Raw genomic sequence first — 26140 nt, forward strand, 5'->3', positions numbered from 1 at the left:
AGTAGCCATGGAGCTGGCACCCTTGTTGCTACCGTTCCTACTAACCGCAGCGTAGTGTCAAAAATTTGCGGGTCGTCGGAGAGAGAAGTTCATGAGCCAAGGTGTTGAGTTCAATCGGTTGATGTTGGATATGCGATCCATGCAAATGGACGCGATGGCTCAGCCAAAATCCGTCGTCCAGGCGCCGGAACTGAGCCAAAGCAGCTTTTCCGACATGCTCGGTCAAGCCATCAACAAAGTCAGCGACACCCAGCAGGCGTCCAGTCAGCTGTCCACTGCCTTCGAAATTGGCAAGAGCGGCGTGGATCTCACCGACGTGATGATTGCCTCGCAGAAGGCCAGCGTTTCCTTCCAGGCCTTGACCCAGGTGCGTAACAAGCTGGTTCAGGCCTATCAAGACATCATGCAGATGCCGGTTTAAGGACGAGATTTAAGTCATGGCAGAAGCAGTCGTGGATAACGCACCCGCCAAGACAGACGGCAAACCGCCGCTGTTTGGCCTGTCGTTCCTGGAAAACCTTTCGGAAATGACCATGTTGCGTCAGGTGGGCCTGATGGTCGGCCTGGCTGCCAGCGTGGCGATTGGTTTTGCCGTGGTGCTGTGGTCGCAGCAACCTGATTACCGGCCGCTCTATGGCAGCCTGGCCGGTATGGACGCCAAGCAGGTCATGGAAACCCTGGCCACCGCCGATATCGCCTACACCGTTGAACCGAATTCTGGCGCCTTGCTGGTCAAGGCTGACGACGTCGCCCGTGCCCGCTTGAAGCTGGCCGCGGCCGGCGTTGCGCCTACCGACGGCAATATCGGTTTTGAGATCCTCGACAAGGACCAGGGCCTGGGGACCAGTCAGTTCATGGAAGCCACCCGCTATCGTCGCGGCCTGGAAGGTGAACTGGCGCGTACCATCGCCAGCCTGAACAATGTCAAAGGTGCGCGCGTGCACCTGGCAATTCCGAAAAGCTCAGTGTTTGTGCGCGATGAGCGCAAGCCTAGCGCTTCGGTATTGGTCGAACTGTTTTCCGGTCGTTCGCTGGAGCCGGGCCAGGTCTTGGCGATCGTCAATCTTGTGGCCACCAGCGTTCCTGAATTGAGCAAGTCGCAAATCACCGTCGTCGATCAAAAGGGCAACCTGCTTTCCGATCAAGCGGAAAATTCAGCGCTGACCATGGCTGGCAAACAGTTCGACTACAGCCGGCGCATGGAAAGCATGCTGACCCAGCGGGTGCATAACATCCTGCAACCGGTGCTGGGTAATGACCGCTACAAGGCCGAAGTGTCCGCCGATGTCGACTTCAGTGCTGTCGAATCCACGTCCGAGCAGTTCAACCCGGACCAGCCGGCCCTGCGCAGTGAACAATCGACCAGTGAGCAACGCACCGCCTCCAACGGCCCCCAAGGTGTGCCGGGAGCCCTGAGCAACCAGCCTCCGACTCCGGCGACGGCTCCGCAAGTCGCTGGTGGCGCCGCCGCCGCCGTCGCCGCGATCCCGCCCGGCCAACCCCTGCTGGACGCCAACGGCCAGCAAATCATGGACCCGGCCACCGGCCAGCCGATGCTCGCGCCATACCCTGCGGACAAGCGTCAGCAGTCCACCAAAAACTTCGAACTGGACCGTTCCATCAGTCACACCAAGCAGCAACAAGGCCGCTTGAACCGCTTGTCGGTGTCGGTGGTGGTGGATGATCAGGTCAAGGTCGATGCCGCCAACGGCGAAACCACCCGTGCACCCTGGAGCGCCGACGAATTGGCGCGCTTTACCCGCCTGGTCCAGGACGCCGTGGGCTTTGACGCCAGCCGTGGCGACAGCGTGAGCGTGATCAACATGCCGTTCTCCCAGGAGCGCAGCGAGGTGATTGCCGAAATCCCGTTCTACTCGCAACCCTGGTTCTGGGACGTGGTCAAACAAGTGCTGGGTGTGTTGTTCATCCTGGTGCTGGTGTTCGGTGTGCTGCGTCCGGTACTCAACAACATTACCGGTAACGGTAAGAAACAGTTGGCGCCGTTCGGTGGCAGCGATGTCGAGTTGGGCGGCATGGGCGGCCTGGATGGCGAACTGGCCAACGACCGCGTCAGCCTCGGCGGGCCGCAGAGCATTCTGTTGCCAAGCCCGAGCGAAGGCTATGACGCACAGTTGAACGCAATCAAAAGTCTGGTGGCAGAAGATCCGGGTCGTGTGGCCCAGGTCGTGAAAGAGTGGATCAACGCAGATGAGTGATAATCGAGCCTCTGTTGCCAAGCTGTCCCGGGTCGACAAGGCAGCTGTCCTGCTGCTGTCCCTGGGAGAGACCGACGCGGCCCAAGTGTTGCGGCATATGGGGCCCAAGGAAGTGCAGCGGGTCGGCGTGGCCATGGCGCAAATGCGCAATGTGCACCGTGAGCAAGTTGAGCAGGTGATGAGTGAGTTCGTCGAAATTGTCGGCGACCAGACCAGCCTGGGCGTCGGTTCCGACAATTACATCCGCAAAATGCTGACCTCGGCCCTGGGCGAAGACAAGGCCAACGGCCTGATCGACCGTATCCTGCTGGGCGGCAACACCAGCGGCCTCGACAGCTTGAAGTGGATGGAGCCGCGTGCGGTGGCGGACGTGATTCGTTACGAGCACCCGCAGATCCAGGCGATTGTCGTGGCTTACCTGGACCCGGACCAGGCGGGCGAAGTGCTCGGCCATTTCGACCACAAGGTGCGCCTGGACATCATCCTGCGCGTCTCGTCGCTGAACACCGTACAGCCAGCGGCGCTGAAGGAATTGAACACCATTCTGGAGAGGCAGTTCTCCGGCAACTCCAACGCCGCGCGCACCACCCTGGGCGGCATCAAGCGCGCAGCGGATATCATGAACTTCCTCGACAGCTCGGTGGAAGGTCAGTTGATGGACTCGATCCGCGAGATCGACGACACGCTGTCGGTGCAGATCGAAGACCTTATGTTTGTCTTCAATAACCTGTCCGATGTCGACGACCGTGGCATCCAGGCGTTGCTGCGTGAAGTCTCCTCCGACGTGCTGGTGCTTGCCCTCAAGGGCTCGGATGAGGGCGTCAAGGAGAAGATCTTCAAGAACATGTCCAAGCGTGCCTCGGAACTGTTGCGCGACGACCTGGAAGCCAAGGGACCGGTGCGCGTCAGCGACGTGGAAACCGCACAGAAGGAAATCCTCACCATTGCCCGCCGTATGGCCGAAGCCGGAGAAATCGTTCTCGGCGGGAAGGGCGGCGAAGAAATGATCTAAGGCGCAGCGCATGTCGACCAATGATGAGACGCCCAGCGATCTGATTCGCGCCCGGGATGTCGGCGGGTTCGACGTCTGGTCGCTGCCCAGCTTCGACCCGTACCAGCCCGAACCCGAGCCGGAACCTGTAGAAGAACCTCCCGTTGAGATGGAAGAAGTCCCGCTGGAGGAAGTCCAGCCGCTGACCCTGGAAGAGCTGGAAAGCATCCGTCAGGAAGCTTACAACGAGGGGTTTGCCATCGGCGAAAAGGAAGGCTTCCACAGCACCACCCTCAAGGTTCGCCAAGAAGCCGAGGCCGCCCTGAATATCCGCCTGAACAGCCTGGAGCGGCTGATGGGCAACCTGTTCGCACCGATTGCCGAACAGGACGCACAGCTGGAAAAAGCCATGGTTGGCTTGGTCGAGCACATCGTCCGCCAAGTGATCCAGCGTGAACTGGTGCTGGACTCCAGCCAGATCGAAAGTGTGATGCGCGAAGCCCTGATGTTGCTGCCCTTGGGCGTTGGCAATGTGCGTTTGTACATCAATCCGCAGGATTTCGAGCAGGTCAAGGCCTTGCGCGAACGCCATGAGGAAACCTGGCGCATTGTCGAAGATGCGGCATTGCAGCCCGGCGGTTGTCGGGTCGAGACCGAGCACAGCCGTATTGATGCCACGGTCGAGACCCGTATCACGCAGATCATGGCCAAGCTCTTCGACCAGTTGCACGAGCAGGTGCTGCACCCGGCGGCGCCGGATGTGAGTGTTGACCTGGACGCGCCTGATGCGCCTTGATCGCACCAGCTTCGCCAAACGCCTGGGCGGCTACATCGAAGCCACCCAGTTACCCGGCCAGCCGATTCTTGAAGGCCGGCTGCTGCGCATGGTCGGCCTGACCCTGGAAGCCGAAGGCCTGCGCGCCGCCATGGGCAGCCGCTGCCTGGTGATCAACGATGACAGCTATCACCCGATGCAGGTCGAAGCGGAAGTCATGGGCTTCTCCGGCAGCAAGATTTTCCTGATGCCCGTCGGCAGCCTTGCCGGCATCGCCCCCGGCGCGCGTGTCGTACCGCTGGCCGACACCGGCCGCTTGCCCATGGGCATGAGCATGCTCGGCCGCGTACTGGATGGCGCCGGCCGCGCGCTCGACGGCAAGGGCGGGATGAAAGCCGAAGACTGGGTGCCGATGGACGGCCCGACTATCAACCCGCTCAAACGCAACCCGATCAGCCAGCCGCTGGACGTGGGCATTCGTTGCATCAACGGTTTATTGACGGTCGGACGCGGCCAGCGCCTGGGCCTGTTCGCCGGTACCGGCGTGGGCAAGAGTGTACTGTTGGGCATGATGACGCGTTTTACCGAGGCCGACATCATTGTGGTCGGGTTGATCGGGGAGCGCGGCCGTGAGGTCAAGGAGTTCATCGAACACATCCTGGGCGAAGAAGGCCTCAAGCGTTCCGTGGTGGTCGCGTCCCCAGCGGACGACGCGCCGCTGATGCGTCTGCGCGCGGCCATGTATTGCACGCGGATCGCCGAGTATTTTCGCGACAAGGGCAAGAATGTCCTGTTGTTGATGGACTCCCTCACGCGTTTCGCCCAGGCCCAGCGGGAAATTGCCCTGGCCATCGGCGAGCCGCCCGCGACCAAGGGGTATCCACCCTCGGTGTTCGCCAAACTGCCGAAACTGGTGGAACGCGCCGGTAATGCTGAAGCCGGTGGCGGCTCGATCACCGCGTTCTACACCGTATTGTCCGAAGGTGATGACCAACAGGACCCGATTGCCGACTCGGCCCGAGGCGTACTCGACGGACACATCGTGCTGTCGCGACGTTTGGCCGAGGAAGGGCATTACCCGGCCATCGACATCGAAGCGTCCATCAGCCGGGTCATGCCGTCGGTGGTCAGCCCCGAGCACATGGCCCGCGCCCAGCAGTTCAAACAGTTGTGGTCGCGTTATCAGCAGAGTCGCGACCTGATCAGCGTTGGCGCCTATGTAGCCGGTGGCGATCGCGAAACCGACCTGGCGATTGCCCTGCAACCGCAACTGGTGACTTACCTGCGCCAGGGCCTGAACGACAACATCAGCCTGGCCGAAAGCGAAGGACACCTGGCGTCGGTGTTCGCGCCCGCGCCTGGCGGTTAACGCAACATGGCAACCAGTCGCGCCGCCCGCCTGGCGCCCGTGGTGGAAATGGCCGAAAGCGCCGAACGTACCGCCGCCCAGCGTCTCGGGCACTTTCAAGGTCAAGTGCGCTTGGCCGAAAGCAAGCTGGGGGACCTGGAACGCTTTCGCGGCGAATACCAGCAACAATGGATTGCGCGCGGCAGCCAGGGTGTTTCCGGGCAGTGGCTGATGAATTACCAGCACTTCCTCAATCAACTGGAAACCGCCGTGGGTCAGCAGCGCCAGAGCCTGGCCTGGCACCAGAATAATCTCGACCAGGCTCGCGAAGGCTGGCAACAGGCTTATGCACGGGTCGAAGGCTTGCGCAAGTTGGTGCAGCGTTATCGTGATGAGGCGCGGGCGCTGGAAGACAAGCGTGAGCAAAAGCTGCTGGATGAGTTGTCCCAACGCTTGCCGCGTCAGGATTCGGACTGATTCGGGGCGGTTGGGCTGGGGCCAGGTAGGAGATTTTGCGAGCCACCCCCTCGTCCCTTTGGGCATGGGTATCTACACAACTTTCAGAAACTGACGAATTTCCTTGTGGCGAGCGGGCTTGTCCCGCATTGGGCTGCGAAGCAGCCCCAAAATCAGCCGCTACGGAGTACCTGATACACCGCATTCGGCTTACTGGGGCTGCTTCGCAGCCCAACGCGGGACAAGCCCGCTCGCCACAACAGCCCTATCTGCTTTGATTTTAGTGTTGAGGCAAAATTGTGTAGATACCCATGCCCAAAGGGGCGAGGGGATATTTCAGATATTTTTCGACGTGAAAGATTGACGTTGAATGCGCAATCGAAACGATTTTCCAGGTCGCAAATTTTCTCAGCACCCTTCGGTCAGTCCCCTCGCCCCTTTGGGGAGAGGGTTAGGGTGGGGCGTATCATTTGCCCACATCCCGATCACCTGCTAAACCTTTTTGCACATGCCCCCGACAAGGAAGCAGTCGTATGTCAGTCGAATCGGAAGTGTCCCTGGATGGGAAAAAGTTGACGATCGCCGTCAAGGGCCGCTTTGATTTCGGCAGTCACCAGCTGTTTCGCGAAGCCTATGAGCGGTTTTACCAGGCTCCCGACACCTACGTAGTGGACTTGAAAGAAGCCACCTACCTCGACAGCTCCGCCCTCGGCATGCTGTTGTTGCTGCGCGATTACGCCGGAGGCGATGCCGCTGATATCCGCGTGATCAACTGCAGCGCCGACGTACGCAAGATCCTCGCTATCTCCAATTTCGACAAACTGTTCGACATTCCTTGAGCGGCCTGGACATGGCTGCCGATGCGTTGACTGTGCTGATCGCCGAAGACAGTCCCGCCGACCGTCTTTTGCTGTCAACCATCGTTCATCGCCAGGGACACCGCGTACTGACCGCGGCAAACGGCCAGGAGGCGGTGGAGGTGTTCGTGCGCGAACGCCCACAGTTGGTGTTGATGGACGCCCTGATGCCCGTGGTGGACGGCTTCGAGGCTGCCCGGCAGATCAAGCGATTGGCGGGGGAGGCGCTGGTGCCGATCATCTTTCTCACCTCTCTGCGCGAGAGTGAAGCGCTGGCCCGCTGCCTGGAGGCGGGTGGCGACGATTTCCTGGCCAAGCCCTACAACCAAGTAATTCTGGCCGCGAAGATCAACGCCATGGACCGGCTGCGGCGTTTACACGCCACCGTCCTGCAGCAGCGTGATCTGATCGCCCGGCACCATGAATACCTGCTCCATGAGCAGCGGGTGGCCAAGGCCGTATTCGACAAGGTCGCCCATTCCGGTTGCCTTAACGAGGCGCGCAATATTCGCTATCTGCAATCGCCCTATGCCTTGTTCAATGGCGACCTGCTGCTGGCCGCCTACACCCCTTCGGGAGACATGCACCTGCTGCTGGGGGATTTCACCGGGCATGGCTTGCCGGCGGCGGTGGGCGCCATGCCGCTGGCCGAAGTGTTCTATGGCATGACCGCCAAGGGATATGGCCTGGCGCAAACCCTGCGGGAAATGAACGCCAAGCTCAAACGCATCCTGCCGGTGGATATGTTCTGTTGCGCCACGTTACTGTGCCTGAGTACCCAGCGACGCGTGGTCGAAGTGTGGAATGGCGGTATGCCGGATGGCTACATACAGGAAGTGGTCACGGGCAAGTACACGCCGTTGGTGTCGCGGCATTTGCCCTTGGGAGTGTTGTCGGCCGAGGCGTTTGATGAGCGTACCGAGGTCTGGCCGATGGGGGTGGGCAACCGCGTGTTCCTGCTGTCCGATGGCGTGCTGGATACGGTGGACGGTGATGATCGGTTGTTCGGTGTCGAGCGGCTGCAGCAGGTATTCGCCGCCAATCGCGCGCCTGAACGATTGTTTGAAGAAATAGAACAGGCACTCGCCGGGTTCCGCGGCGAAGTGCGTGACGATGTGAGTATGGTCGAAATCAGCCTGCGCCCCGACCCACCTACGTGCTCACCCGGCATCCTGTATACCGACAGCGGCCAGTCGTGCCCACTGGATTGGTCAGTCAGCTTCGAGTTTCGTGCCGAGACGCTCAAGCGCCACAACCCATTGCCGCATATGCTGCAATTGTTGCTAGAGATCCACGGTCTGCGCGGGCAGAGCGGGGCGCTGTACACCGTGATGGCCGAGCTGTACGCCAACGCCCTGGAACATGGTGTGCTGGGATTGGACTCGCGGCTAAAGCGCGATGCCCAGGGGTTTGCCAGTTATTACCGCCAGCGCAATGAGCGCTTGATGCAATTGAAGAGTGGTTATATTCGCGTGCATATGGATGTGGTGCCGACCGTTGCCGGCGGCTGCCTGACCCTGCGAATCGAAGACAGCGGCCAGGGCTTTGATGTGGCACAGGTCCTGGCGCAGCCCTTGGAGGTCGACCGTTTGTCTGGCCGGGGCTTGAATCTGGTCCGGCATTTGGCCAGCGATGTACGCTGGTCGGACGGTGGGCGCAGCGTCCGCGTGGAGTTTTCCTGGGCGGTTCAGGCATAATCCGCCGATTCTTGATCAAGGAGAGAGCAAGTGACTGAAGTTCATCTGGACCCTGAAGTGTTATCGGGTTTGCAGGAAGTGATGGAGGACGAGTACTCCAAGTTGCTCGATACCTTCCTGGATGATTCGCAAAAACGTGTCGAAGCCCTGCGCAAGGCGCGCGATGATGCCAAAGCCCTGGGCCGTATTGCCCATAGCTTCAAAGGCAGCAGTGGCAACCTCGGTGCGGTGCACCTGGCACAGTTGTGTCAACGCTTGGAGGCCGAGTCGGCGAAACCCGCGGTCGCAGATCTTGGGGAGCTGGTGGATCAGATTGATCATGAGTTTGCCTTGGTGAAACCGCTGTATGAATCGGAGCGGCAACGGTTTTCGATTTGATCGGTCTGTTTGGAAAGCTGGCCCGACTCTTGCTCTATCTCTTCCCACTGCGTCCTCGACCCTGCGCAGCGGAGACCTGACTTATGCCTCTCGCCCCACACTCGCTCCTTCAGGCTGCCCCCGCGGCCAAGCCTCAGGCTTCGTCCGCCACTGCTCCGGCAATGGCCGCGAACACGCGGACTAAAGCGCCAGGCTTCGCCCAGGTATTCGCCAAGGAAGCGCAGGTGGCACCCGCCAAATCCACCGACATGACGCCCAGGCCGAGTCGCGACAAATCGGCCGACATCAGCGCCAGGAAGGATGTGAGCAACGACAAGCCTGCCGCTGCCACCCCCGCGGTTGCCGATAGCGGCAAGACCTTGCCTGCCCAGCCGGCGGACAAGAACGATGCGGTCTCAAGTAAAGAGGATGACAGCGCCAGCGATACGACGTTGGTTCAGCAACCGCCGGCCGATCCGGTGGCCGATCCGGTGGCCGATCCGGTGGTTGATCCTGCCTTGGTCGCCGCTGTAGCACCTGCCCCGGCACCGGCAGCCGCGGTGGATGAGGTGGTGACCCCGGTCGTCGTGACGGCGCCACCGGTTGTCGCAGAAGAGGTCAAGCCCTTCGATCCAGAAGCCGATCCGCTGGATGCATTGCCGGCGGTGCGCCTGGCCATGGAGCAGGGCGGTCATGTGTCCGCCGCCAGCCAGGCTGCGCAAAAAGCCGCCCCGGCGCCGTTGCTGACGCAGGCTGAACCCACGGCCGCACAGAGTTTCGCCAACGGCCTCGCGGCCATGGTTGACCAGCAGGCCTCCAAGGACAGTACTGATCAAGGTGGTGACAATGCCTTCAGCGGCCTGATCGATGACGGTCTCAAAGATTTGAAAAACGCCAGCAGCGATACCCGCGTCGACGATTTCGCCAATCGCCTGGCGGCGCTGACCCAGGCCACGACACCCAAGACCGCCAATGCCTTGCCCATCACCCAGCAGCCATTGGCCATGCATCAGAGCGGCTGGACCGAAGAAGTGGTGAATCGGGTCATGTACCTCTCCAGCGCCAATTTGAAATCCGCCGAGATTCAGTTGCAGCCGGCCGAGTTGGGGCGTCTGGACATTCGCGTGAACATGACGGCGGAGCAGCAGGCCCAAGTGAGCTTCATGAGCGGTCATGCCGTGGTGCGTGAAGCACTGGAAAGCCAGTCGGGTCGCTTGCGAGAAATGTTCGCCCAGCAGGGCATGGGCCAGGTGGACGTCAACGTCTCCGATCAGTCCCGTGGTTGGCAGGGCCAAGGCCAGGAGCAACAACAGCATCAGGCCCGTGGCGTGGGCGCCGGCGGCGGGCGCGCTGACGGCATGGACGCGGGCATTGCAGGCGATACGCCGGAAACCGTTGCCCCGATTGTCAGCAGTGTGATTGGATCCAGCGCTGTGGACTACTACGCCTGACAGTGAGGCCCTTCCTCGCCCTGGGTGCAAACCTTTTTCTCCAGACAACTCTGGCATAACACTTGCTCTTGCCTTCCCGTGGATCTATGAAACCCCGAATAGTGACGGATTATTGGCATGGCGAAGAGTGACGACGCAGCAACAGCACCCGCAGGCAAAGGCAAGCTCAAGCTTATCCTGTTGATTGTCCTGGCCTTGCTACTGGCTATCGGCGTGTCGGTGGGCGCTACCTGGTACTTCATGCAGGGCGCCCAGAGCACGCCGCAGGCCGCGTCGCAAGCAGCCAGTGACGTCAAGCAACCGGCAATCTTCGAGCAGTTGCTCCCGGCCTTTGTCGCCAACTTCAATCAGAACGGACGTCAGCGCTACTTGCAGGTGAGCATTACCCTGATGGCGCGTAACCAGGCGGACCTGGATGCCCTCAAGGTGCATATGCCGGTTATCCGCAACAACCTGGTGATGCTGTTCTCCGCGCAAAACTTCGACAGTCTGGCTACTCCGGTGGGCCAGGAAATGCTGCGCCAGAAAGCCACCGCCAGTGTGCAGGAAGTGGCCCAGAAGGAAGTCGGCAAAGTCGTGATCGAGCAATTGCTCTTCACTAATTTCGTATTGCAGTAGGATCACGACATGGCCGTGCAAGACCTGCTGTCCCAGGATGAAATCGATGCGCTGTTGCATGGCGTCGACGACGGTCTGGTACAGACCGAAATGAATGCCGAGCCCGGCACCGTCAAAAGTTATGACCTGACCAGCCAGGATCGCATCGTCCGTGGACGCATGCCGACCCTGGAGATGATCAACGAGCGTTTCGCCCGTTACACCCGCATCAGTATGTTCAATATGCTGCGCCGCTCGGCGGATGTGGCGGTGGGAGGCGTGCAGGTGATGAAATTCGGTGAGTACGTGCACTCGCTGTACGTGCCTACCAGTCTCAACCTGGTGAAAATCAAGCCGTTGCGCGGTACCGCGTTGTTCATCCTCGATGCCAAGCTGGTGTTCAAGCTGGTGGACAACTTCTTCGGCGGTGACGGTCGCCACGCCAAGATCGAAGGCCGTGAGTTCACGCCCACCGAGCTGCGAGTAGTACGCATGGTGCTGGAACAGGCTTTTATCGACTTGAAGGAAGCCTGGCAGGCGATCATGGAAGTCAATTTCGAGTACATCAACTCGGAAGTGAACCCAGCCATGGCCAACATCGTCGGTCCCAGTGAAGCGATTGTTGTCTCCACGTTCCACATCGAACTCGATGGCGGTGGCGGCGACCTGCACGTGACCATGCCGTACTCGATGATCGAGCCCGTGCGGGAAATGCTCGACGCCGGCTTTCAGTCAGACCTGGACGACCAGGACGAGCGCTGGGTCAAGGCCCTGCGCGAAGATTTGCTGGATGTTGATGTGCCATTGAACGCTACGGTGGCCCGCCGCCAATTGCGCCTGCGTGACATCTTGCACATGCAGCCGGGAGACGTGATTCCCGTCGAGCTGCCGGAAGAGTTGATCATGCGCGCCAGCGGCGTGCCGTCATTCAAGGTCAAGCTCGGTTCCCACAAAGGCAACCTGGCGTTGCAAGTGATCGAACCGATCAACCGTCGCTGATCCCCTAATTCATGATTGTTTGCTTCGCCGAGGACATGTAATGGCTACCGAACACGAAAACACTTCCGCCGAAGACCAGGCGCTGGCTGACGAATGGGCGGCTGCCCTGGAAGAAACCGGCGATGCCAGCCAGGCCGACATCGACGCCTTGCTCGCGGCTGACGCCGCCACTGCACCGGCGGGCAAGCGCCTGCCGATGGAAGAGTTCGGCAGCGTGCCGAAGAACAACGAACCGGTGTCACTGGACGGGCCGAACCTGGACGTGATCCTCGACATTCCGGTGTCGATTTCCATGGAAGTGGGCAGTACCGAGATCAATATCCGCAACCTGTTGCAGCTCAACCAGGGCTCGGTCATCGAACTTGATCGCCTGGCCGGCGAGCCGCTGGATGTGCTGGTCAACGGAACGCTGATCGCCCATGGCGAAGTGGTGGTGGTCAACGAGAAGTTCGGTATTCGCCTGACTGACGTGATCAGCCCCAGCGAACGCATCAAGAAGCTGCGCTGATATGTGGCGCCAGGTGGTGGGAGTGTTGGCGGCGTTGCCATTGGGCGCGCTGGCGGCTGAAACGCTGGCGCCTGCTGCCGCCGCACCGGCGGCCAGCAGCGGCGTGGCCGGGCAGTTGACCCAGTTGGTCCTGGGCTTGCTGCTGGTGGTGGGGCTGATTTTTGCCCTGGCCTGGCTGTTGCGGCGGATGCAGCGCATCGGTCCGGGCAATGCCCAGGTCATCGAGCTGATCGGCTCGCGCGCCCTCGGGCCGCGTGATCGGCTGGTGCTGGTGCAGGTGGGTGAAGAGCAGATCCTGCTCGGCCTCACTCCCGGGCGCATCACCCCGTTGCACGTGCTCAAGCAGCCTGTGGACGTCACCCAGACTCAAACCCCCACGCCAGAGTTCGCCCAGCGTCTGATGGAGTTGATGGGTAAGGACCAGAAGGATAAGAAGTAATGCGCGTTTTATTGGCGCTCATGCTGTTGCTGGTCACGCCGCTGGCCTTGGGCGCCGACCCGCTGTCGGTCCCCGCCATTACCCTGGGCACTAACGCCGACGGGGCGCAGGAATATTCGGTCAGCCTGCAGATTCTGCTGATCATGACCGCGCTGAGTTTTATTCCGGCGTTTGTCATGCTGATGACCAGCTTCACCCGCATCATCATTGTCTTCTCGATCCTGCGTCAGGCCCTGGGCCTGCAGCAGACGCCGTCGAACCAGATCCTCACCGGCATGGCGCTGTTCCTGACGCTGTTCATCATGGCGCCGGTGTTCGACAAGGTGAATCAGCAAGCACTGCAACCCTACCTGGCGGAGACGCTTTCGGCTCAGGATGCGGTGGACAGGGCGCAAGGGCCGATCAAGGACTTCATGCTGTCGCAGACCCGTTCCAGCGATCTTGAACTGTTTGTGCGGCTGTCCAAGCGCACCGATATCGCCTCGCCGGATCAAGCGCCACTGACTATCCTGGTTCCTGCGTTCGTCACCTCTGAATTGAAGACGGCGTTCCAGATCGGGTTCATGATCTTCATTCCGTTCCTGATCATCGACCTGGTGGTGGCCAGTGTGCTGATGGCGATGGGTATGATGATGCTGTCGCCGCTGATCATCTCTCTGCCGTTCAAGATCATGCTGTTTGTACTGGTGGATGGTTGGGCGCTGATTATCGGCACGCTCGCGGGCAGTTTCGGTGGGGTTTAGCGTATGACGCCAGAAGTCGCAGTCGACCTGTTTCGCGAAGCCCTGTGGCTGACCACGGTGATGGTGGCCGTGCTGGTGGTGCCCAGCCTGCTGGTGGGCCTGTTGGTGGCCATGTTCCAGGCCGCGACCCAGATCAACGAACAGACCCTGAGCTTTCTCCCGCGTCTGCTGGTGATGCTGGTCACCCTGATTGTCGCAGGTCCCTGGCTGGTGCAAAGCTTCATGGAATACATCCTGCAGTTGTACGGCAGTATTCCGCAGTTGATCGGCTGACCTGATGCAGCCCTTACTGGCGTTGACCGACACCCAGATCAGCACGTGGGTGGCTTCGTTCATCCTGCCGCTGTTTCGCGTGGCCGCGCTGCTGATGACCATGCCGGTATTCGGTACAACACTGGTGCCGCAGCGGATTCGTCTGTATTTCGCGGTGGCGATTACCGTGGTCATTGTGCCTGCCTTGCCACCGATGCCGGCGGTCAATGCGCTGGACCTCAGTGCGCTACTGCTGATCGCCGAGCAAATCCTCATCGGCGCCTTGATGGGCTTCTCGCTGACCCTGTTTTTCCAGGCTTTTGTGATCGCCGGGCAAATTGTCTCGATTCAGATGGGCATGGGCTTTGCCTCCATGGTCGACCCCACCAACGGCGTATCCGTGGCGGTGATCGGGCAGTTCCTGACCATGTTGGTGACGCTATTGTTTTTGGCAATGAACGGCCATCTGGTGGCATTTGAAGTGCTCATCGAGAGCTTCACCACCTTGCCGGTGGGCGAGGGGTTGGTGGTCAATCAGTTCTGGGAACTGGCCGGCCGACTTTCATGGGTGCTGGGAGCTTCATTGTTGCTGGTGCTGCCGGCGATTACCGCGTTGCTGGTGGTCAACATTGCCTTTGGCGTGATGACCCGCGCGGCTCCGCAACTGAACATCTTCGCCATTGGTTTCCCCTTGACCCTGGTATTGGGCATGGGGATTTTCTGGATCGGCCTGGCCGATATTCTCAATCAGTATCAACCGCTGGCCAGTGATGCCTTGCAGTTTTTACGTGATCTGGCACGGGCGCGCTGAGCCATGGCCGAGAGCGAGAGTGGTCAGGACAAAACAGAAGACCCCACGGAGAAACGTAAAAAGGACTCCAGGGAAAAGGGCGAGATTGCCCGATCCAAAGAGCTCAACACCCTGGCAGTGATGCTGGCTGGCGCCGGTGGCCTGCTGATCTATGGCGGCGGCCTGGCGCATGACCTGATGGAGCTGATGAAGCATAACTTCTCCCTGCCACGGGAAGTGTTGCTGGATCCGCGCGCCATGGGAATTTACCTGCTGCATTCAGGAAAAATCGCAATCCTGGCCGCGCAACCGGTACTGATCACCTTGCTTCTGGCCGCGTTGATCGGACCGATCTCCCTTGGCGGCTGGTTGTTCGCCGCCGGTAGCATGGCGCCTAAATTCAGTCGATTGAACCCGGGGGCGGGGATCAAGCGGATGTTTTCCACCAAGGCCTTGGTGGAGTTGCTTAAAGCCCTGGCAAAGTTCTTCATCATTTTGTTCGTGGCATTGGCGGTATTGCGCGCCGACGTTGACGATTTGCAGCGCATCGCCCACGAGCCTCTGGAGTCGGCGATCATCCACAGCGTGCAATTGGTGGCTTGGAGCGCGTTGTGGATGGCCTGCGGGCTGATCCTGATCGCGGCGGTGGATGCCCCGATCCAGCTGTGGGAAAGCCACAAGAAACTGCTGATGACCAAGCAGGAAGTGCGTGACGAACACAAGGACCAGGAAGGTCGTCCCGAGGTGAAGCAGCGAATTCGCCAACTGCAACGCGAAATGTCCCAGCGCAAGATGATGGCGTCGGTCCCGGATGCCGATGTGGTCATTACCAACCCGACCCACTACGCCGTAGCGCTCAAGTACGATCCGGAGAAGGGTGGGGCGCCGATGCTGCTGGCCAAGGGCAGCGACTTTACGGCATTGAAAATCCGCGAAATCGCCCAGGCCAACGACATCCTGCTGCTGGAGTCGCCGGCGTTGGCACGCTCGATCTTCTACTCCACGGACCTCGACCAGGAGATTCCCGCCGGACTGTACCTGGCCGTGGCCCAGGTCCTGGCCTACGTCTACCAGATCCGCCAGTACCGCGCGGGCAAGGGCAAGCGCCCCGACCCGCTCAAAGACCTGCCCATCCCGCCCGACCTTCGCCGCGACGACTGACCTGTGGCGAGGGGCCAAGCCTTAATGCTGATGTAGGAGCGAGCTTGCTCGCGAAAATCGTCAACGATGACGCGCGCATTCCGCATAAACCCAGTGCCTTGGAGTTCCTCGCGAGCAAGGGCTAGGCCACTCCCGCGCGCCTACAGCAACGGCTTGACTGATCGGCATGAGGACCTGCCCTCTGGCCGCCGGAAAGTTGCACTCGGGACAGCGTGCCCTTCGTCTTGAATTCGGTCGTACCTGTCAACTCTCACAGTAGCTGCCGCCGTGCTTTCGTAGTTTGATGACCCGTGAGGCGCGTGTTGCGCGATTCAGGACTCTCAGGGTCAAAGGAGCATCAAATGAGCGTTATCGCCACTGAAAGCGGTCTTCAATATGAGGACGAAAGGGAAGGTACTGGTGCAGTAGCAAAAGCTGGCCAGACCGTTCGTGTGCACTACTCCGGTTGGCTGACGGATGGTCAGAGGTTCGATTCGAGTAGGGATAGTGGCGACCCATTGAAATTCAGACTGGGTCTGGGGATGGTCATTAGCGGATGGGACGAGGGAGTGCAAGGAATGAAGGTCGGCGGGATTCGCAAGCTGACGATCCCGCCCGAACTTGGCTATGGCGCAAGGGGGGCAGGTGGGGTGATTCCTCCGAATGCGACGCTCGTGTTTGAAATAGAGTTGCTCGAGGTCTGATCATTCCCAACCAGTAGCAACCGCTGACCAATGACAAACACAGGTTACAGTTTTTACCTGATCTGGCATGGGCGCGCTGAGCGATGGCCGAGACCCACCAGTCCTGCCTCGCGACCCTACTTGTGGCAAGCCCCTCGCCACCGAAAGCGCGATGCCCACAGCGAAGTTGCAGCCATACCTCCCCGCCATTCGTCTAGAAACTCGCGCTACCTGTCAACTTTGACAGTAGTCACCGTCGCGTTCTCGCGGTTCTATTGGCTTACGCACCGCGCAGCGAGGTGCAGGGAGGGTGGTAATTATGGTGTTTAGAGGCAGGGTTAAATCCTATGACCAGAAGACTGGCGTAGGATCGATTGCGCTGGATGAAAGGGAAGAGGAGGTGTGGGTGGATCTGCACGGTTCGGGCGGGGTCCGGCTTTCAGTTGACCTCGAAGTGCGGTTTCAAATGATCCATCGACCCGATGGCATCTATGCGTCAGGTGTCCAATCGATCAATGCCACCTGAGCGGGTGCTCGGGTGAAGGTGCAGGAGAACGACAATGAAAACGGGTACGGTCAAGTGGTACAACGATTCAAAAGGGTTTGGGTTCATTACGCAGGATGGCGGAGGCGATGACTTGTTTGTTCACTTCTCGAGTATTCAAGTCGAAGGTTTCAAAACACTTCAGGAGAATCAAAAGGTGCAGTACGTTGTTGTCCAAGGACCCAAAGGCGCCCAGGCAGCTGAGGTTCGGCCTATCCCATGAGCGTTCTCGCGCATTGGCACGAGCGGCATTCAGATGCCTGGCTTGAGGTTTGTTGGCCTCCATCGACATGGCTATTCCACATGCCGGCATCCGATCAGTCGTCAACTGGGCAAACTTGATTGATTATCTGACGCCAAATGCGTCATCTGCACGCTGGCAATAGGCCGGAGGGTAACGCACCAAGCCCGTTTTCCGGCACACCGCAACGTTTCCGAAATCCTCAAGCAAAAGTTGGACGGCTTCTTGCAATAGCGCCTCCAGGTCGCCAAACGGCGTCAAAAGTTTGCTTCAAGGAAACGAGGAATACCGGTGGATCGTTCTCAAATGCTCAACACTGCCCGTGGCTCCGTGGCTGACCTCTCGCGAGGCAATCTGGGCGTGCCGCTGTTGCTGTTGGTCATGCTGGCAATGATGATGTTGCCGATTCCGCCGTTTCTGCTGGACGTGTTTTTTACCTTCAACATTGCCCTGTCCATCGTGGTGCTGCTGGTGTGTGTCTACGCCCTGCGGCCTCTGGATTTTGCGGTGTTCCCGACCATCTTGCTGGTTGCCACGCTGTTGCGCCTGGCCCTTAACGTGGCGTCCACGCGGGTGGTGATGCTCCACGGTCAGGATGGTCACGCCGCGGCCGGCAAGGTGATCCAGGCCTTCGGCGAGGTGGTGATCGGCGGCAACTACGTGGTCGGTATCGTGGTGTTCGCGATCCTGATGATCATCAACTTCGTGGTGGTCACCAAGGGCGCCGGGCGTATTTCCGAGGTGAGCGCGCGTTTCACGCTTGACGCGATGCCCGGCAAGCAAATGGCGATCGACGCCGACCTCAACGCCGGCCTGATCGATCAGAATCAAGCCAAGGCGCGCCGCTCCGAAGTGGCCCAGGAGGCCGAGTTCTACGGCTCCATGGACGGCGCGAGCAAGTTCGTGCGCGGCGATGCGATTGCCGGACTGCTGATTCTGTTTATCAACCTGATCGGTGGCATTGCGGTCGGTATCTTCCAGCACGGCATGACGTTCGGCGACGCGGGCAAGGTGTACGCCTTGCTGACCATCGGTGACGGTTTGGTGGCGCAATTGCCATCACTGCTGTTGTCCACCGCCGCGGCGATCATGGTGACCCGTGCGTCCGGCTCCGAGGACATGGGCAAGCAGATCAACCGTCAGATGTTTGCCTCGCCCAAGGCCCTGGCTGTGGCCGCCGGCATCATGGCGATCATGGGCATTGTGCCGGGTATGCCCCACGTGTCGTTCCTGACCATGGCAGCGTTGGCGGCGGGCGGTGCGTATCTGTTCTGGAAAAAGCAGAACGCGGTCAAGGTCCAGGCCTTGCAAGAAGTGGAGCGCCAGCAGGAATTGCTGCCGTCGCCGGCCCGCGCCCAGGAAACCAAGGAGCTTGGCTGGGATGATGTCACTCCGATCGACATGATCGGCCTGGAAGTGGGCTATCGCCTGATTCCCCTGGTAGACCGTAATCAGGGCGGCCAATTGCTGGCGCGGATCAAGGGTGTGCGCAAGAAGCTGTCCCAGGACCTGGGCTTTCTGATGCCCACCGTACACATTCGCGACAACCTTGACCTGGCCCCCAGCGCGTACCGCCTGACCTTGATGGGCGTGACCCTGGCGGAAGCGGAGATCTATCCGGACCGCGAGCTGGCGATCAACCCCGGCCAGGTGTTTGGCAGCCTCAGTGGCATTACCGCCAAAGATCCGGCTTTTGGCCTGGATGCGGTGTGGATCGAAGTCAGCCAACGCAGTCAGGCGCAGTCGTTGGGTTACACCGTGGTGGACGCCAGTACGGTGGTCGCGACTCACCTCAACCAGATTCTCTACAAACACTCCCACGAGCTGATTGGTCACGAAGAAGTCCAGCAACTCATGCAATTGCTGGCCAAGGCTTCGCCAAAACTCGCCGAAGAGCTGGTGCCGGGCGTGTTGTCGTTGTCGCAGTTGCTCAAAGTGCTGCAAGCGTTGCTGGCCGAGCAGGTGCCGGTAAGGGACATTCGCAGCATTGCCGAGGCTATCGCCAACAACGCCGCCAAGAGTCAAGATACCGCCGCTCTGGTGGCTGCGGTACGCGTCGGGTTGTCGCGTGCCATCGTCCAAAGCATTGTAGGGCTTGACTCCGAGCTGCCTGTGATTACCTTGGAACCCAGGTTGGAACAAATATTGCTCAATAGTATCCAGAAGGCAGGACAAGGCCAGGAAGAGGGCGTTCTGCTGGAGCCAAGCATGGCTGAAAAACTCCAGCGTTCGTTAATTGACGCCGCGCAGCGCCAGGAAATGCAGGGCCAACCGGTGATTTTGCTGGTGGCCGGCCCGGTTCGGGCGATGTTGTCGCGGTTTGGACGTCTGGCAGTACCGAATTTGCACGTTTTGGCTTACCAGGAAATTCCTGACAATAAGCAAGTGACTATCGTCGCGACAGTAGGGCCCAACGGCTGAGGTAGTGGGTTATGCAAGTGAAGCGTTTTTTCGCCGCCGATATGCGTCAGGCCATGAAACTGGTTCGTGATGAGCTGGGCGCCGATGCTGCGATTATCGGTAACCGGCGTATTGCCGGCGGTGTCGAGCTGACGGCTGCCCTGGATTACACACCCTCGGCGCTGACGCCACGTGTGCCGAACATGGAACTGGAAGACGAGCTGCGCAAGACGGCCTCGCGCATTGTCTCGGCCCAGGCCGAGTTGAGCATGCGCGGTGACAGCGATGCGACCACCAATCGCCAATTGTTCGCCGGTCTGCCACTGACCGCGGCCGAGCCGTTGGTGGAACCGACTTTTGTCGAGCCGCCACGTCCTGCGGCGCCAGCACCGGCCGCCGCAGTCGACCAGCGGGTTTTCGACTCGATGCGCTTTGAACTCAATGGTCTGCGCGAGCTGCTGGAAGTCCAATTGGGCTCCCTGGCCTGGAATCAGTTGCAGGGCAGCAAGCCGCAACAGGCCAACCTCTGGCGTCGCCTGCAACGCATTGGCCTGTCCGGCCCGTTGTCCCGCGACCTGCTGGAACTCACCACCGGCATTGAAGAACCTCGCCAGGCCTGGCGCATGCTCCTGGCGCATCTGGCGCGGATGATCGTCACTCCGGAAATCGAACCCCTGGAAGAGGGTGGCGTGATTGCCATGGTGGGGCCTGCCGGCATGGGCAAGACCACCACTCTGGCCAAACTGGCAGCGCGTTATGTGCTCAAGTACGGTGCGAACAACATCGCGCTGGTGAGCATGGACAGCTATCGGATTGGCGCTCAGGAGCAGCTCAAGACCCTGGGACGTATCCTCAATGTGCCCGTGACCCATGTCGATCCGGGCCAATCGCTGGCCAACGCCCTTGATCCGCTGCTGCGCAAGCGCGTCGTGTTGATCGATACGGCCGGCCTGCAAGCCAGCGATCCGGCCTTGCGCATGCAGCTGGAAAGTCTGGCCGGGCGCGGGATCAAGTCAAGAAATTACCTGGTCCTTGCAACCACCAGCCAAAAACAGGTTCTGACTGCTGCGTACCACAGCTACAAACGTTGTGGGCTGGCGGGCTGCATTCTGACTAAACTCGATGAAACAGCTAGCCTTGGCGAAGTGTTGAGCCTGGCCATCAGTCATGCATTGCCGGTCGCCTACCTGACCGACGGGCCGCGGATTCCAGATGATTTGCATCTGCCGCGCCGCCATCAGTTGGTCAGCCGGGCCGTCAGCGTACAAATGCAGGAAGAACCGAGTGAGGAAGCGATGGCCGACATGTTCGCTGACCTCTACCACAGTCCGGCCAAGCGGGTCGGCTGAGGGCTATATGAACATAGTGAAATGTACCTACATCGATGGTCAGCAAGCGGTTAGCGCGACCACCTTATGTAGCCTGCGTCTAAGCAAGACAAGGTAAAGAAAGCACATGGGCAGCATGCATCCCGTACAGGTGATCGCGGTGACCGGCGGCAAAGGTGGCGTCGGCAAGACTAACGTGTCAGTGAATTTGTCCCTGGCCCTGGCAGAGCTTGGCCGCCGCGTCATGCTGCTGGATGCCGACCTGGGACTGGCGAACGTCGACGTTCTGCTGGGACTGACGCCCAAACATACCCTGGCTGATGTGATTGAAGGCCGCTGTGAGCTGCGCGATGTGCTGTTGCAGGGGCCGGGCGGGATTCGCATCGTACCGGCCGCCTCGGGCACCCAGAGCATGGTTCATCTGAGTCCGGCGCAGCATGCCGGGCTGATCCAGGCCTTCAGTGATATCGGCGACAACCTCGACGTGCTGGTGATCGACACCGCCGCCGGGATCGGCGAGTCAGTGGTCAGCTTCGTGCGTGCAGCCCAGGAAGTGTTACTGGTGGTGTGCGACGAGCCGACCTCGATCACCGACGCTTATGCGCTGATCAAGCTACTCAACCGCGACTACGGCATGAACCGTTTCCGGGTCTTGGCGAACATGGCCCAGAGCCCGCAAGAAGGGCGCAACCTGTTCGCCAAGTTGACCAAGGTCACCGATCGTTTCCTCGATGTCGCTTTACAATACGTCGGCGCAGTGCCCTATGACGAGTGTGTGCGCAAGGCTGTGCAAAAGCAGCGTGCAGTCTATGAAGCGTTCCCTCGTTCCAAGTGCGCGTTGGCGTTCAAGGCTATCGCCCAGAAAGTCGATACCTGGCCACTGCCCGCCAATCCTCGGGGGCATCTGGAGTTTTTCGTCGAGCGCTTGGTGCATCAGACGAGCGCAGGACCGGTGCTATGACATCAAGCGGCTACAACCTTTACAAAAATTCGGCACGTGACAGTCAGGGGGAGTTGATCGAGCGCTATGCGCCTCTGGTCAAGCGCATTGCCTATCACCTGCTGGCACGCCTGCCCGCCAGCGTCCAGGTCGAAGACCTGATCCAGGCGGGCATGATCGGCCTGCTCGAGGTGTCGACCAAGTACGACGCGAGCAAAGGCGCGAGTTTCGAGACGTATGCGGGGATTCGCATCCGTGGAGCAATGCTCGATGAAGTGCGTAAGGGGGATTGGGCGCCGCGTTCGGTACACCGCAATACTCGGATGGTGAGTGACGCAATTCGCTCAATTGAAGCAAAAACCGGTCGTGACGCTAAAGATCATGAAGTTGCGGCCGAACTCCAATTGAGTCTCGACGATTACTACGGGATTTTGAACGATACCTTGGGCAGCCGCTTGTTCAGTTTCGACGACCTGTTACAGGATGGCGAGCATGAAGGGCTGCACGAGGACGGCGCGAGTGGTCATCTCGAACCGTCGCGCGATCTGGAAGATGAGCGTTTCCAGAGCGCGCTGGCGGACGCAATCGCCAATCTGCCGGAGCGTGAGCGGCTGGTGTTGGCGCTGTACTACGACGAAGAGCTGAACCTCAAGGAAATCGGTGAGGTCCTGGGTGTCAGCGAATCGCGGGTCAGCCAATTGCACAGCCAATGCGCCGCCCGCTTGCGGGGGCGTTTGGGAGAGTGGCGCACGCGCTGACAGGCAGTGTGGGGACACTGTGAACGACACCGCCCGGGCGCTTGGCCTGGGCGGGAGCGGCCCGTGGTGCGACCCCTGCAATCCTTTTTGTGTAATGCCTGTTGAATGAAATGGCGCGGCCAGGTGCTGGACGCGTTTAAGACTGCTTGGAGGTCGAATTGGACAAGAACATGAAAATCCTCATCGTTGATGACTTCTCAACGATGCGGCGGATCATAAAAAACCTGTTGCGTGACCTTGGGTTCACTAACACGGTCGAGGCGGACGACGGTCTTACGGCGATTCCGATTCTCAACAGCGGCAGTATCGACTTTCTGGTAACCGACTGGAACATGCCAGGCATGACCGGTATCGAGTTGCTGCGCCACGTGCGCGCTGATGAAAAACTGCGCAGCCTCCCGGTGTTGATGGTGACCGCCGAAGCCAAGCGCGAACAGATCATCGAAGCCGCCCAGGCCGGGGTCAATGGTTACGTGGTCAAGCCATTCACAGCATTGGCCTTGAAAGAGAAGATCGAAAAGATCTTCGAACGTATCCACGGTTGATACCGCCACGGGGGAGCTATGGAGCATAACGAACTATCGCAGGACGATTTTGAATCGACCCTGAAAAAACACGCCCGCGAGTTGGTCGAATGTCTGGAAAAAGGCAAGTTCGGCGACGCGGTGCAGTTGATCCATGAGCTCAATCAGACCCGAGACCGCGGCCTGTATCAGGAAGTGGGCAAGCTCACCCGTGAGCTGCACAGTGCAATCGTCAATTTCCAGATTGACCCGCGCATGCCCCAGGCCGAAGAAATTTCGCAGATCACCGATGCCACCGAACGCCTGTCCTATGTGGTCAGGCTGACCGAGGCGGCGGCCAACCGCACCATGGACCTGGTGGAAAGCGCCACGCCCCTGGTCAACGGCATGGCCAGCGAGGCCCAGGCGCTGAGCGCTGACTGGGGTCGCTTCATGCGTCGGGAAGTGGGGGCCGAGGAGTTTCGTGAACTCGCCCGTCGGGTCGACGGCTTTCTGTCGCGCAGCGAGCAGGAGAACCGCACGGTCTCCAGCAACCTCAACGATATTTTACTGGCCCAGGATTACCAGGACCTCACCGGTCAGGTGATCAAGCGCGTGACCCAACTGGTCACCGAAGTGGAGAGCAACTTGCTCAAATTGGTGTTGATGGCGGGTCAGGTTGATCGTTTTGCCGGCATCGAACATGACCGTGAAGCGATCCTCTCGGAAAAAGATCCACAAAAACATCTCGCCAAGGGTGAAGGTCCGCAGATTCATGCCGATAAACGTGAAGACGTTGTGTCAGGTCAGGATGACGTAGATGACCTGTTATCCAGTTTAGGCTTCTAAGGAGCACGCACCCATGAGCTTCGGCGCCGATGAAGAGATCCTTCAGGATTTCCTTGTAGAGGCCGGCGAAATTTTAGAGCAACTGTCCGAACAACTGGTCGAGCTGGAAAGCCGGCCAGAAGATGCGAACCTGCTCAATGCAATTTTTCGCGGTTTTCACACTGTAAAAGGGGGCGCCGGCTTCCTCCAGCTGCATGAGCTGGTGGAATGCTGTCACATCGCCGAGAACGTGTTCGACATCCTGCGCAAGGGTGAGCGACACGTCGACTCGGAATTGATGGACGTGATCCTGGAGGCCCTGGATGCGGTCAACGGCATGTTCAATGAAGTGCGTGAACGCGCACCGATCACTGCTGCGACCCCGGAACTGCTGGCCGCTCTAGCGCGCCTGGCAGAACCAGCCGACCTGACGGCGGCGCCGCTGGTCGAGGCGGCGTCGGAGCCGGTTGCCGAACCCGAAGTAGATGTCACTGACAGTGAGTTCGAGCAACTGCTGGACTCCCTCAATACAGTCAAGGCCGAGGCCGAAGCTTCCCAGGCTTGCGCACCAGCAGCGGCCCCCAGCACGGAAGACATCACCGACGCCGAGTTCGAGTCGTTGCTCGATCAGTTGCACGGTAAAGGCCAGTTTGCCCCTGACGCGGTGGCGGCCTCACCTGCACCGGTCGAACCCGCGGCCCCCGTCAGCACCGACATCACCGACGATGAATTCGAAGCGCTGCTCGATCAGTTGCATGGCAAAGGCTCATTCGCGGTTGACGCCTTGCCGGCGGTCGCCGCGGCCGCTGCACCTGCGACACCGACTGCCGCACCGGCCGCTGACGGCCTGATCAGCGATCACGAATTCGAATCCCTGCTGGACGAGTTGCACGGCAAGGGCAAGTTTTCCGAAGTGCCACCGGCCGCGGCTGCTTCGGCACCGGTTGCCGCCAAGGCCGCCGTAGTTGCCGCGCCAGCACCCGCTGTCGCCAAGGCTGCGGCGCCCGCGCCCGCAAAATCGGCCCCGGCCCCGGCTCCCTCCCGAGCACCCGCGCCAGCCGGCGACAAAGCCCCCGCCAGTGAAGCCGAAACCACCGTGCGCGTTGATACCGCCCGGTTGGACGACATCATGAACATGGTTGGCGAGCTGGTGCTGGTGCGTAACCGCCTGGTGCGCTTGGGCCTCAACAGCGGCGACGAAGCCATGTCCAAGGCGGTGTCGAACCTTGACGTGGTCACCGCCGACCTGCAAACCGCGGTGATGAAAACGCGGATGCAGCCGATCAAGAAAGTCTTCGGCCGCTTCCCGCGCCTGGTTCGCGACCTGGCTCGGCAGTTGAAGAAAGAGATCAACCTGGAGTTGGTCGGCGAAGAGACCGACCTCGACAAAAACCTGGTCGAAGCCCTGGCGGACCCGCTGGTCCACTTGGTGCGCAACGCCGTCGACCACGGCGTGGAAACCCCGGAAGAACGTGAGGCCGCGGGCAAGTCCCGGGGCGGCAAGGTGATCCTGGCGGCCGAACAGGAAGGCGACCATATCCTGCTGTCCATCACCGACGACGGCAAAGGCATGGACCCGAATATCCTGCGCGGTATCGCGGTCACGCGCGGCGTGATGGACAAGGATGCCGCCGATCGCCTGACCGACACCGAATGCTACAACCTGATCTTTGCGCCGGGCTTCTCGACCAAGACCGAGATTTCCGACGTGTCTGGACGTGGCGTCGGCATGGACGTGGTGAAGACCAAGATCAGCCAGCTTAACGGTTCGATCAACATCTATTCGACCAAGGGCCTGGGCTCGAAGATCGTCATCAAGGTGCCGTTGACCCTGGCGATCATGCCGACCCTGATGGTAATGCTGGGTAATCAGGCGTTTGCCTTCCCGCTGGTCAACGTCAACGAGATTTTCCACCTCGACCTGTCGCGTACCAATGTGGTGGACGGCCAGGAAGTGGTCATCGTGCGCGACAAGGCGCTGCCACTGTTCTACCTCAAACGCTGGCTGGTGGCTTCGGCCAAGCATGAGGAGCAGCGTGAAGGCCATGTGGTGATCCTCTCCGTGGGTACTCAGCGCATCGGCTTTGTGGTCGATCAACTGGTAGGCCAGGAAGAAGTCGTGATCAAGCCTTTGGGCAAGATGCTGCAGGGAACCCCGGGCATGTCGGGTGCGACCATTACCGGTGACGGTCGGATCGCGCTGATTCTCGATGTTCCGAGCATGCTCAAGCGTTACGCCGCGCGGCGTATTTGATTCTGGTGGGGCAGGGCGGCAGTCCCTCGCCCCGCCTAACGGAGT

General features: G+C 60.1%; 27 protein-coding genes. All 27 read left to right on the forward strand.

Annotated elements, in window-relative coordinates; translation table 11 throughout:
* Positions 1–91: 91 nt before the first annotated feature.
* The 27 genes from fliE to BLU75_RS03925 all read left to right on the forward strand — a co-directional run bounded on the left by fliE (position 92) and on the right by BLU75_RS03925 (position 26095).
* A complete protein-coding gene (fliE, locus tag BLU75_RS03790; RefSeq protein ID WP_084380722.1) occupies positions 92–421 on the forward strand; it encodes a flagellar hook-basal body complex protein FliE in 330 nt (109 codons plus the stop codon).
* A 16-nt stretch (positions 422–437) separates the two neighbouring features.
* A complete protein-coding gene (gene fliF, locus BLU75_RS03795; protein ID WP_084380724.1) occupies positions 438–2216 on the forward strand; it encodes a flagellar basal-body MS-ring/collar protein FliF in 1779 nt (592 codons plus the stop codon).
* Positions 2209–3228 (forward strand): flagellar motor switch protein FliG, encoded by a 1020-nt coding sequence (gene fliG / locus BLU75_RS03800; RefSeq protein ID WP_084380726.1) that lies wholly within the window; start codon positions 2209–2211, stop codon positions 3226–3228. Before fliF ends, fliG begins: the two co-directional genes overlap by 8 nt.
* A gap of 10 nt (positions 3229–3238) precedes the next feature.
* Positions 3239–4003, forward strand: a complete 765-nt coding sequence (fliH, locus tag BLU75_RS03805) for a flagellar assembly protein FliH (protein ID WP_084380728.1) — start codon at positions 3239–3241, stop codon at positions 4001–4003.
* Entirely contained in the window at positions 3993–5351 is a 1359-nt protein-coding gene (gene fliI, locus BLU75_RS03810) for a flagellar protein export ATPase FliI (protein WP_084380730.1), read from the forward strand. Before fliH ends, fliI begins: the two co-directional genes overlap by 11 nt.
* Before the next feature lie 6 nt (positions 5352–5357).
* Positions 5358–5807: a flagellar export protein FliJ gene (fliJ, locus tag BLU75_RS03815; RefSeq protein ID WP_084380732.1), complete on the forward strand. Its 450-nt coding sequence runs from the start codon at positions 5358–5360 to the stop codon at positions 5805–5807.
* Positions 5808–6319: 512 nt separating this feature from the next.
* Entirely contained in the window at positions 6320–6625 is a 306-nt protein-coding gene (locus BLU75_RS03820) for an STAS domain-containing protein (RefSeq protein ID WP_084380734.1), read from the forward strand.
* Positions 6626–6636: 11 nt separating this feature from the next.
* On the forward strand, positions 6637–8340 hold the full coding sequence (locus BLU75_RS03825; protein WP_084380736.1) for an ATP-binding SpoIIE family protein phosphatase: 1704 nt from the start codon (positions 6637–6639) through the stop codon (positions 8338–8340).
* A gap of 30 nt (positions 8341–8370) precedes the next feature.
* Positions 8371–8718, forward strand: coding sequence for an Hpt domain-containing protein (locus BLU75_RS03830; RefSeq protein WP_084380738.1), 348 nt, complete (start codon positions 8371–8373; stop codon positions 8716–8718).
* Positions 8719–8801: 83 nt separating this feature from the next.
* On the forward strand, positions 8802–10148 hold the full coding sequence (locus BLU75_RS03835) for a flagellar hook-length control protein FliK (RefSeq protein ID WP_084380740.1): 1347 nt from the start codon (positions 8802–8804) through the stop codon (positions 10146–10148).
* Between the two features lie 117 nt (positions 10149–10265).
* On the forward strand, positions 10266–10766 hold the full coding sequence (gene fliL / locus BLU75_RS03840; RefSeq protein WP_084380742.1) for a flagellar basal body-associated protein FliL: 501 nt from the start codon (positions 10266–10268) through the stop codon (positions 10764–10766).
* Positions 10767–10775: 9 nt separating this feature from the next.
* Positions 10776–11744, forward strand: a complete 969-nt coding sequence (gene fliM, locus BLU75_RS03845) for a flagellar motor switch protein FliM (protein ID WP_084380744.1) — start codon at positions 10776–10778, stop codon at positions 11742–11744.
* 40 nt (positions 11745–11784) lie between these two features.
* The gene (fliN, locus tag BLU75_RS03850; RefSeq protein ID WP_084380746.1) at positions 11785–12252 is read left to right on the forward strand and encodes a flagellar motor switch protein FliN; all 468 of its coding nucleotides are present in this window, start codon (positions 11785–11787) and stop codon (positions 12250–12252) included.
* Position 12253: 1 nt separating this feature from the next.
* Positions 12254–12691 (forward strand): flagellar biosynthetic protein FliO, encoded by a 438-nt coding sequence (gene fliO, locus BLU75_RS03855; RefSeq protein ID WP_084380748.1) that lies wholly within the window; start codon positions 12254–12256, stop codon positions 12689–12691.
* Complete coding sequence (gene fliP / locus BLU75_RS03860; RefSeq protein WP_084380750.1) at positions 12691–13434, forward strand: flagellar type III secretion system pore protein FliP; 744 nt, start codon at positions 12691–12693, stop codon at positions 13432–13434. Before fliO ends, fliP begins: the two co-directional genes overlap by 1 nt.
* Before the next feature lie 3 nt (positions 13435–13437).
* Complete coding sequence (gene fliQ / locus BLU75_RS03865) at positions 13438–13707, forward strand: flagellar biosynthesis protein FliQ (protein WP_034099472.1); 270 nt, start codon at positions 13438–13440, stop codon at positions 13705–13707.
* 4 nt (positions 13708–13711) lie between these two features.
* Positions 13712–14497, forward strand: a complete 786-nt coding sequence (gene fliR, locus BLU75_RS03870; RefSeq protein WP_084380752.1) for a flagellar biosynthetic protein FliR — start codon at positions 13712–13714, stop codon at positions 14495–14497.
* A gap of 3 nt (positions 14498–14500) precedes the next feature.
* Entirely contained in the window at positions 14501–15637 is a 1137-nt protein-coding gene (gene flhB, locus BLU75_RS03875) for a flagellar biosynthesis protein FlhB (RefSeq protein ID WP_084380754.1), read from the forward strand.
* A 341-nt stretch (positions 15638–15978) separates the two neighbouring features.
* Positions 15979–16320 (forward strand): FKBP-type peptidyl-prolyl cis-trans isomerase, encoded by a 342-nt coding sequence (locus tag BLU75_RS03880; protein ID WP_084380756.1) that lies wholly within the window; start codon positions 15979–15981, stop codon positions 16318–16320.
* Between the two features lie 539 nt (positions 16321–16859).
* A complete protein-coding gene (locus tag BLU75_RS03890) occupies positions 16860–17066 on the forward strand; it encodes a cold-shock protein (protein WP_084380758.1) in 207 nt (68 codons plus the stop codon).
* A 324-nt stretch (positions 17067–17390) separates the two neighbouring features.
* Positions 17391–19505, forward strand: coding sequence for a flagellar biosynthesis protein FlhA (gene flhA, locus BLU75_RS03895; RefSeq protein ID WP_373863661.1), 2115 nt, complete (start codon positions 17391–17393; stop codon positions 19503–19505).
* Between the two features lie 11 nt (positions 19506–19516).
* Positions 19517–20833, forward strand: a complete 1317-nt coding sequence (flhF, locus tag BLU75_RS03900) for a flagellar biosynthesis protein FlhF (protein ID WP_084380762.1) — start codon at positions 19517–19519, stop codon at positions 20831–20833.
* Between the two features lie 106 nt (positions 20834–20939).
* Complete coding sequence (fleN, locus tag BLU75_RS03905; protein WP_003192912.1) at positions 20940–21773, forward strand: flagellar synthesis regulator FleN; 834 nt, start codon at positions 20940–20942, stop codon at positions 21771–21773.
* The gene (gene fliA / locus BLU75_RS03910; protein WP_084380766.1) at positions 21770–22510 is read left to right on the forward strand and encodes an RNA polymerase sigma factor FliA; all 741 of its coding nucleotides are present in this window, start codon (positions 21770–21772) and stop codon (positions 22508–22510) included. Before fleN ends, fliA begins: the two co-directional genes overlap by 4 nt.
* A gap of 170 nt (positions 22511–22680) precedes the next feature.
* Positions 22681–23055 (forward strand): chemotaxis response regulator CheY, encoded by a 375-nt coding sequence (locus BLU75_RS03915; protein ID WP_165447502.1) that lies wholly within the window; start codon positions 22681–22683, stop codon positions 23053–23055.
* Between the two features lie 18 nt (positions 23056–23073).
* A complete protein-coding gene (locus BLU75_RS03920) occupies positions 23074–23862 on the forward strand; it encodes a protein phosphatase CheZ (RefSeq protein ID WP_084380770.1) in 789 nt (262 codons plus the stop codon).
* Positions 23863–23875: 13 nt separating this feature from the next.
* Positions 23876–26095: a chemotaxis protein CheA gene (locus BLU75_RS03925; RefSeq protein ID WP_084380772.1), complete on the forward strand. Its 2220-nt coding sequence runs from the start codon at positions 23876–23878 to the stop codon at positions 26093–26095.
* The last annotated feature ends 45 nt before the right edge of the window (positions 26096–26140 follow it).

The sequence above is a fragment of the Pseudomonas mucidolens genome (genome assembly GCF_900106045.1).
Classification (GTDB): Bacteria; Pseudomonadota; Gammaproteobacteria; order Pseudomonadales; family Pseudomonadaceae; genus Aquipseudomonas; species Aquipseudomonas mucidolens.

What these genes read in the sequence shown, in the direction of transcription:
- fliE (WP_084380722.1), top strand. Translation starts at nt 92, where the DNA reads ATGAGCCAAGGTGTTGAGTTCAATCGGTTGATGTTGGATATGCGATCC.
- fliF (WP_084380724.1), top strand. Translation starts at nt 438, where the DNA reads ATGGCAGAAGCAGTCGTGGATAACGCACCCGCCAAGACAGACGGCAAA.
- fliG (WP_084380726.1), top strand. Translation starts at nt 2,209, where the DNA reads ATGAGTGATAATCGAGCCTCTGTTGCCAAGCTGTCCCGGGTCGACAAG.
- fliH (WP_084380728.1), top strand. Translation starts at nt 3,239, where the DNA reads ATGTCGACCAATGATGAGACGCCCAGCGATCTGATTCGCGCCCGGGAT.
- fliI (WP_084380730.1), top strand. Translation starts at nt 3,993, where the DNA reads ATGCGCCTTGATCGCACCAGCTTCGCCAAACGCCTGGGCGGCTACATC.
- fliJ (WP_084380732.1), top strand. Translation starts at nt 5,358, where the DNA reads ATGGCAACCAGTCGCGCCGCCCGCCTGGCGCCCGTGGTGGAAATGGCC.
- BLU75_RS03820 (WP_084380734.1), top strand. Translation starts at nt 6,320, where the DNA reads ATGTCAGTCGAATCGGAAGTGTCCCTGGATGGGAAAAAGTTGACGATC.
- BLU75_RS03825 (WP_084380736.1), top strand. Translation starts at nt 6,637, where the DNA reads ATGGCTGCCGATGCGTTGACTGTGCTGATCGCCGAAGACAGTCCCGCC.
- BLU75_RS03835 (WP_084380740.1), top strand. Translation starts at nt 8,802, where the DNA reads ATGCCTCTCGCCCCACACTCGCTCCTTCAGGCTGCCCCCGCGGCCAAG.
- fliL (WP_084380742.1), top strand. Translation starts at nt 10,266, where the DNA reads ATGGCGAAGAGTGACGACGCAGCAACAGCACCCGCAGGCAAAGGCAAG.
- fliM (WP_084380744.1), top strand. Translation starts at nt 10,776, where the DNA reads ATGGCCGTGCAAGACCTGCTGTCCCAGGATGAAATCGATGCGCTGTTG.
- fliN (WP_084380746.1), top strand. Translation starts at nt 11,785, where the DNA reads ATGGCTACCGAACACGAAAACACTTCCGCCGAAGACCAGGCGCTGGCT.
- fliO (WP_084380748.1), top strand. Translation starts at nt 12,254, where the DNA reads ATGTGGCGCCAGGTGGTGGGAGTGTTGGCGGCGTTGCCATTGGGCGCG.
- fliP (WP_084380750.1), top strand. Translation starts at nt 12,691, where the DNA reads ATGCGCGTTTTATTGGCGCTCATGCTGTTGCTGGTCACGCCGCTGGCC.
- fliQ (WP_034099472.1), top strand. Translation starts at nt 13,438, where the DNA reads ATGACGCCAGAAGTCGCAGTCGACCTGTTTCGCGAAGCCCTGTGGCTG.
- fliR (WP_084380752.1), top strand. Translation starts at nt 13,712, where the DNA reads ATGCAGCCCTTACTGGCGTTGACCGACACCCAGATCAGCACGTGGGTG.
- flhB (WP_084380754.1), top strand. Translation starts at nt 14,501, where the DNA reads ATGGCCGAGAGCGAGAGTGGTCAGGACAAAACAGAAGACCCCACGGAG.
- BLU75_RS03880 (WP_084380756.1), top strand. Translation starts at nt 15,979, where the DNA reads ATGAGCGTTATCGCCACTGAAAGCGGTCTTCAATATGAGGACGAAAGG.
- BLU75_RS03890 (WP_084380758.1), top strand. Translation starts at nt 16,860, where the DNA reads ATGAAAACGGGTACGGTCAAGTGGTACAACGATTCAAAAGGGTTTGGG.
- flhA (WP_373863661.1), top strand. Translation starts at nt 17,391, where the DNA reads ATGCTCAACACTGCCCGTGGCTCCGTGGCTGACCTCTCGCGAGGCAAT.
- flhF (WP_084380762.1), top strand. Translation starts at nt 19,517, where the DNA reads ATGCAAGTGAAGCGTTTTTTCGCCGCCGATATGCGTCAGGCCATGAAA.
- fleN (WP_003192912.1), top strand. Translation starts at nt 20,940, where the DNA reads ATGGGCAGCATGCATCCCGTACAGGTGATCGCGGTGACCGGCGGCAAA.
- fliA (WP_084380766.1), top strand. Translation starts at nt 21,770, where the DNA reads ATGACATCAAGCGGCTACAACCTTTACAAAAATTCGGCACGTGACAGT.
- BLU75_RS03915 (WP_165447502.1), top strand. Translation starts at nt 22,681, where the DNA reads ATGAAAATCCTCATCGTTGATGACTTCTCAACGATGCGGCGGATCATA.
- BLU75_RS03920 (WP_084380770.1), top strand. Translation starts at nt 23,074, where the DNA reads ATGGAGCATAACGAACTATCGCAGGACGATTTTGAATCGACCCTGAAA.
- BLU75_RS03925 (WP_084380772.1), top strand. Translation starts at nt 23,876, where the DNA reads ATGAGCTTCGGCGCCGATGAAGAGATCCTTCAGGATTTCCTTGTAGAG.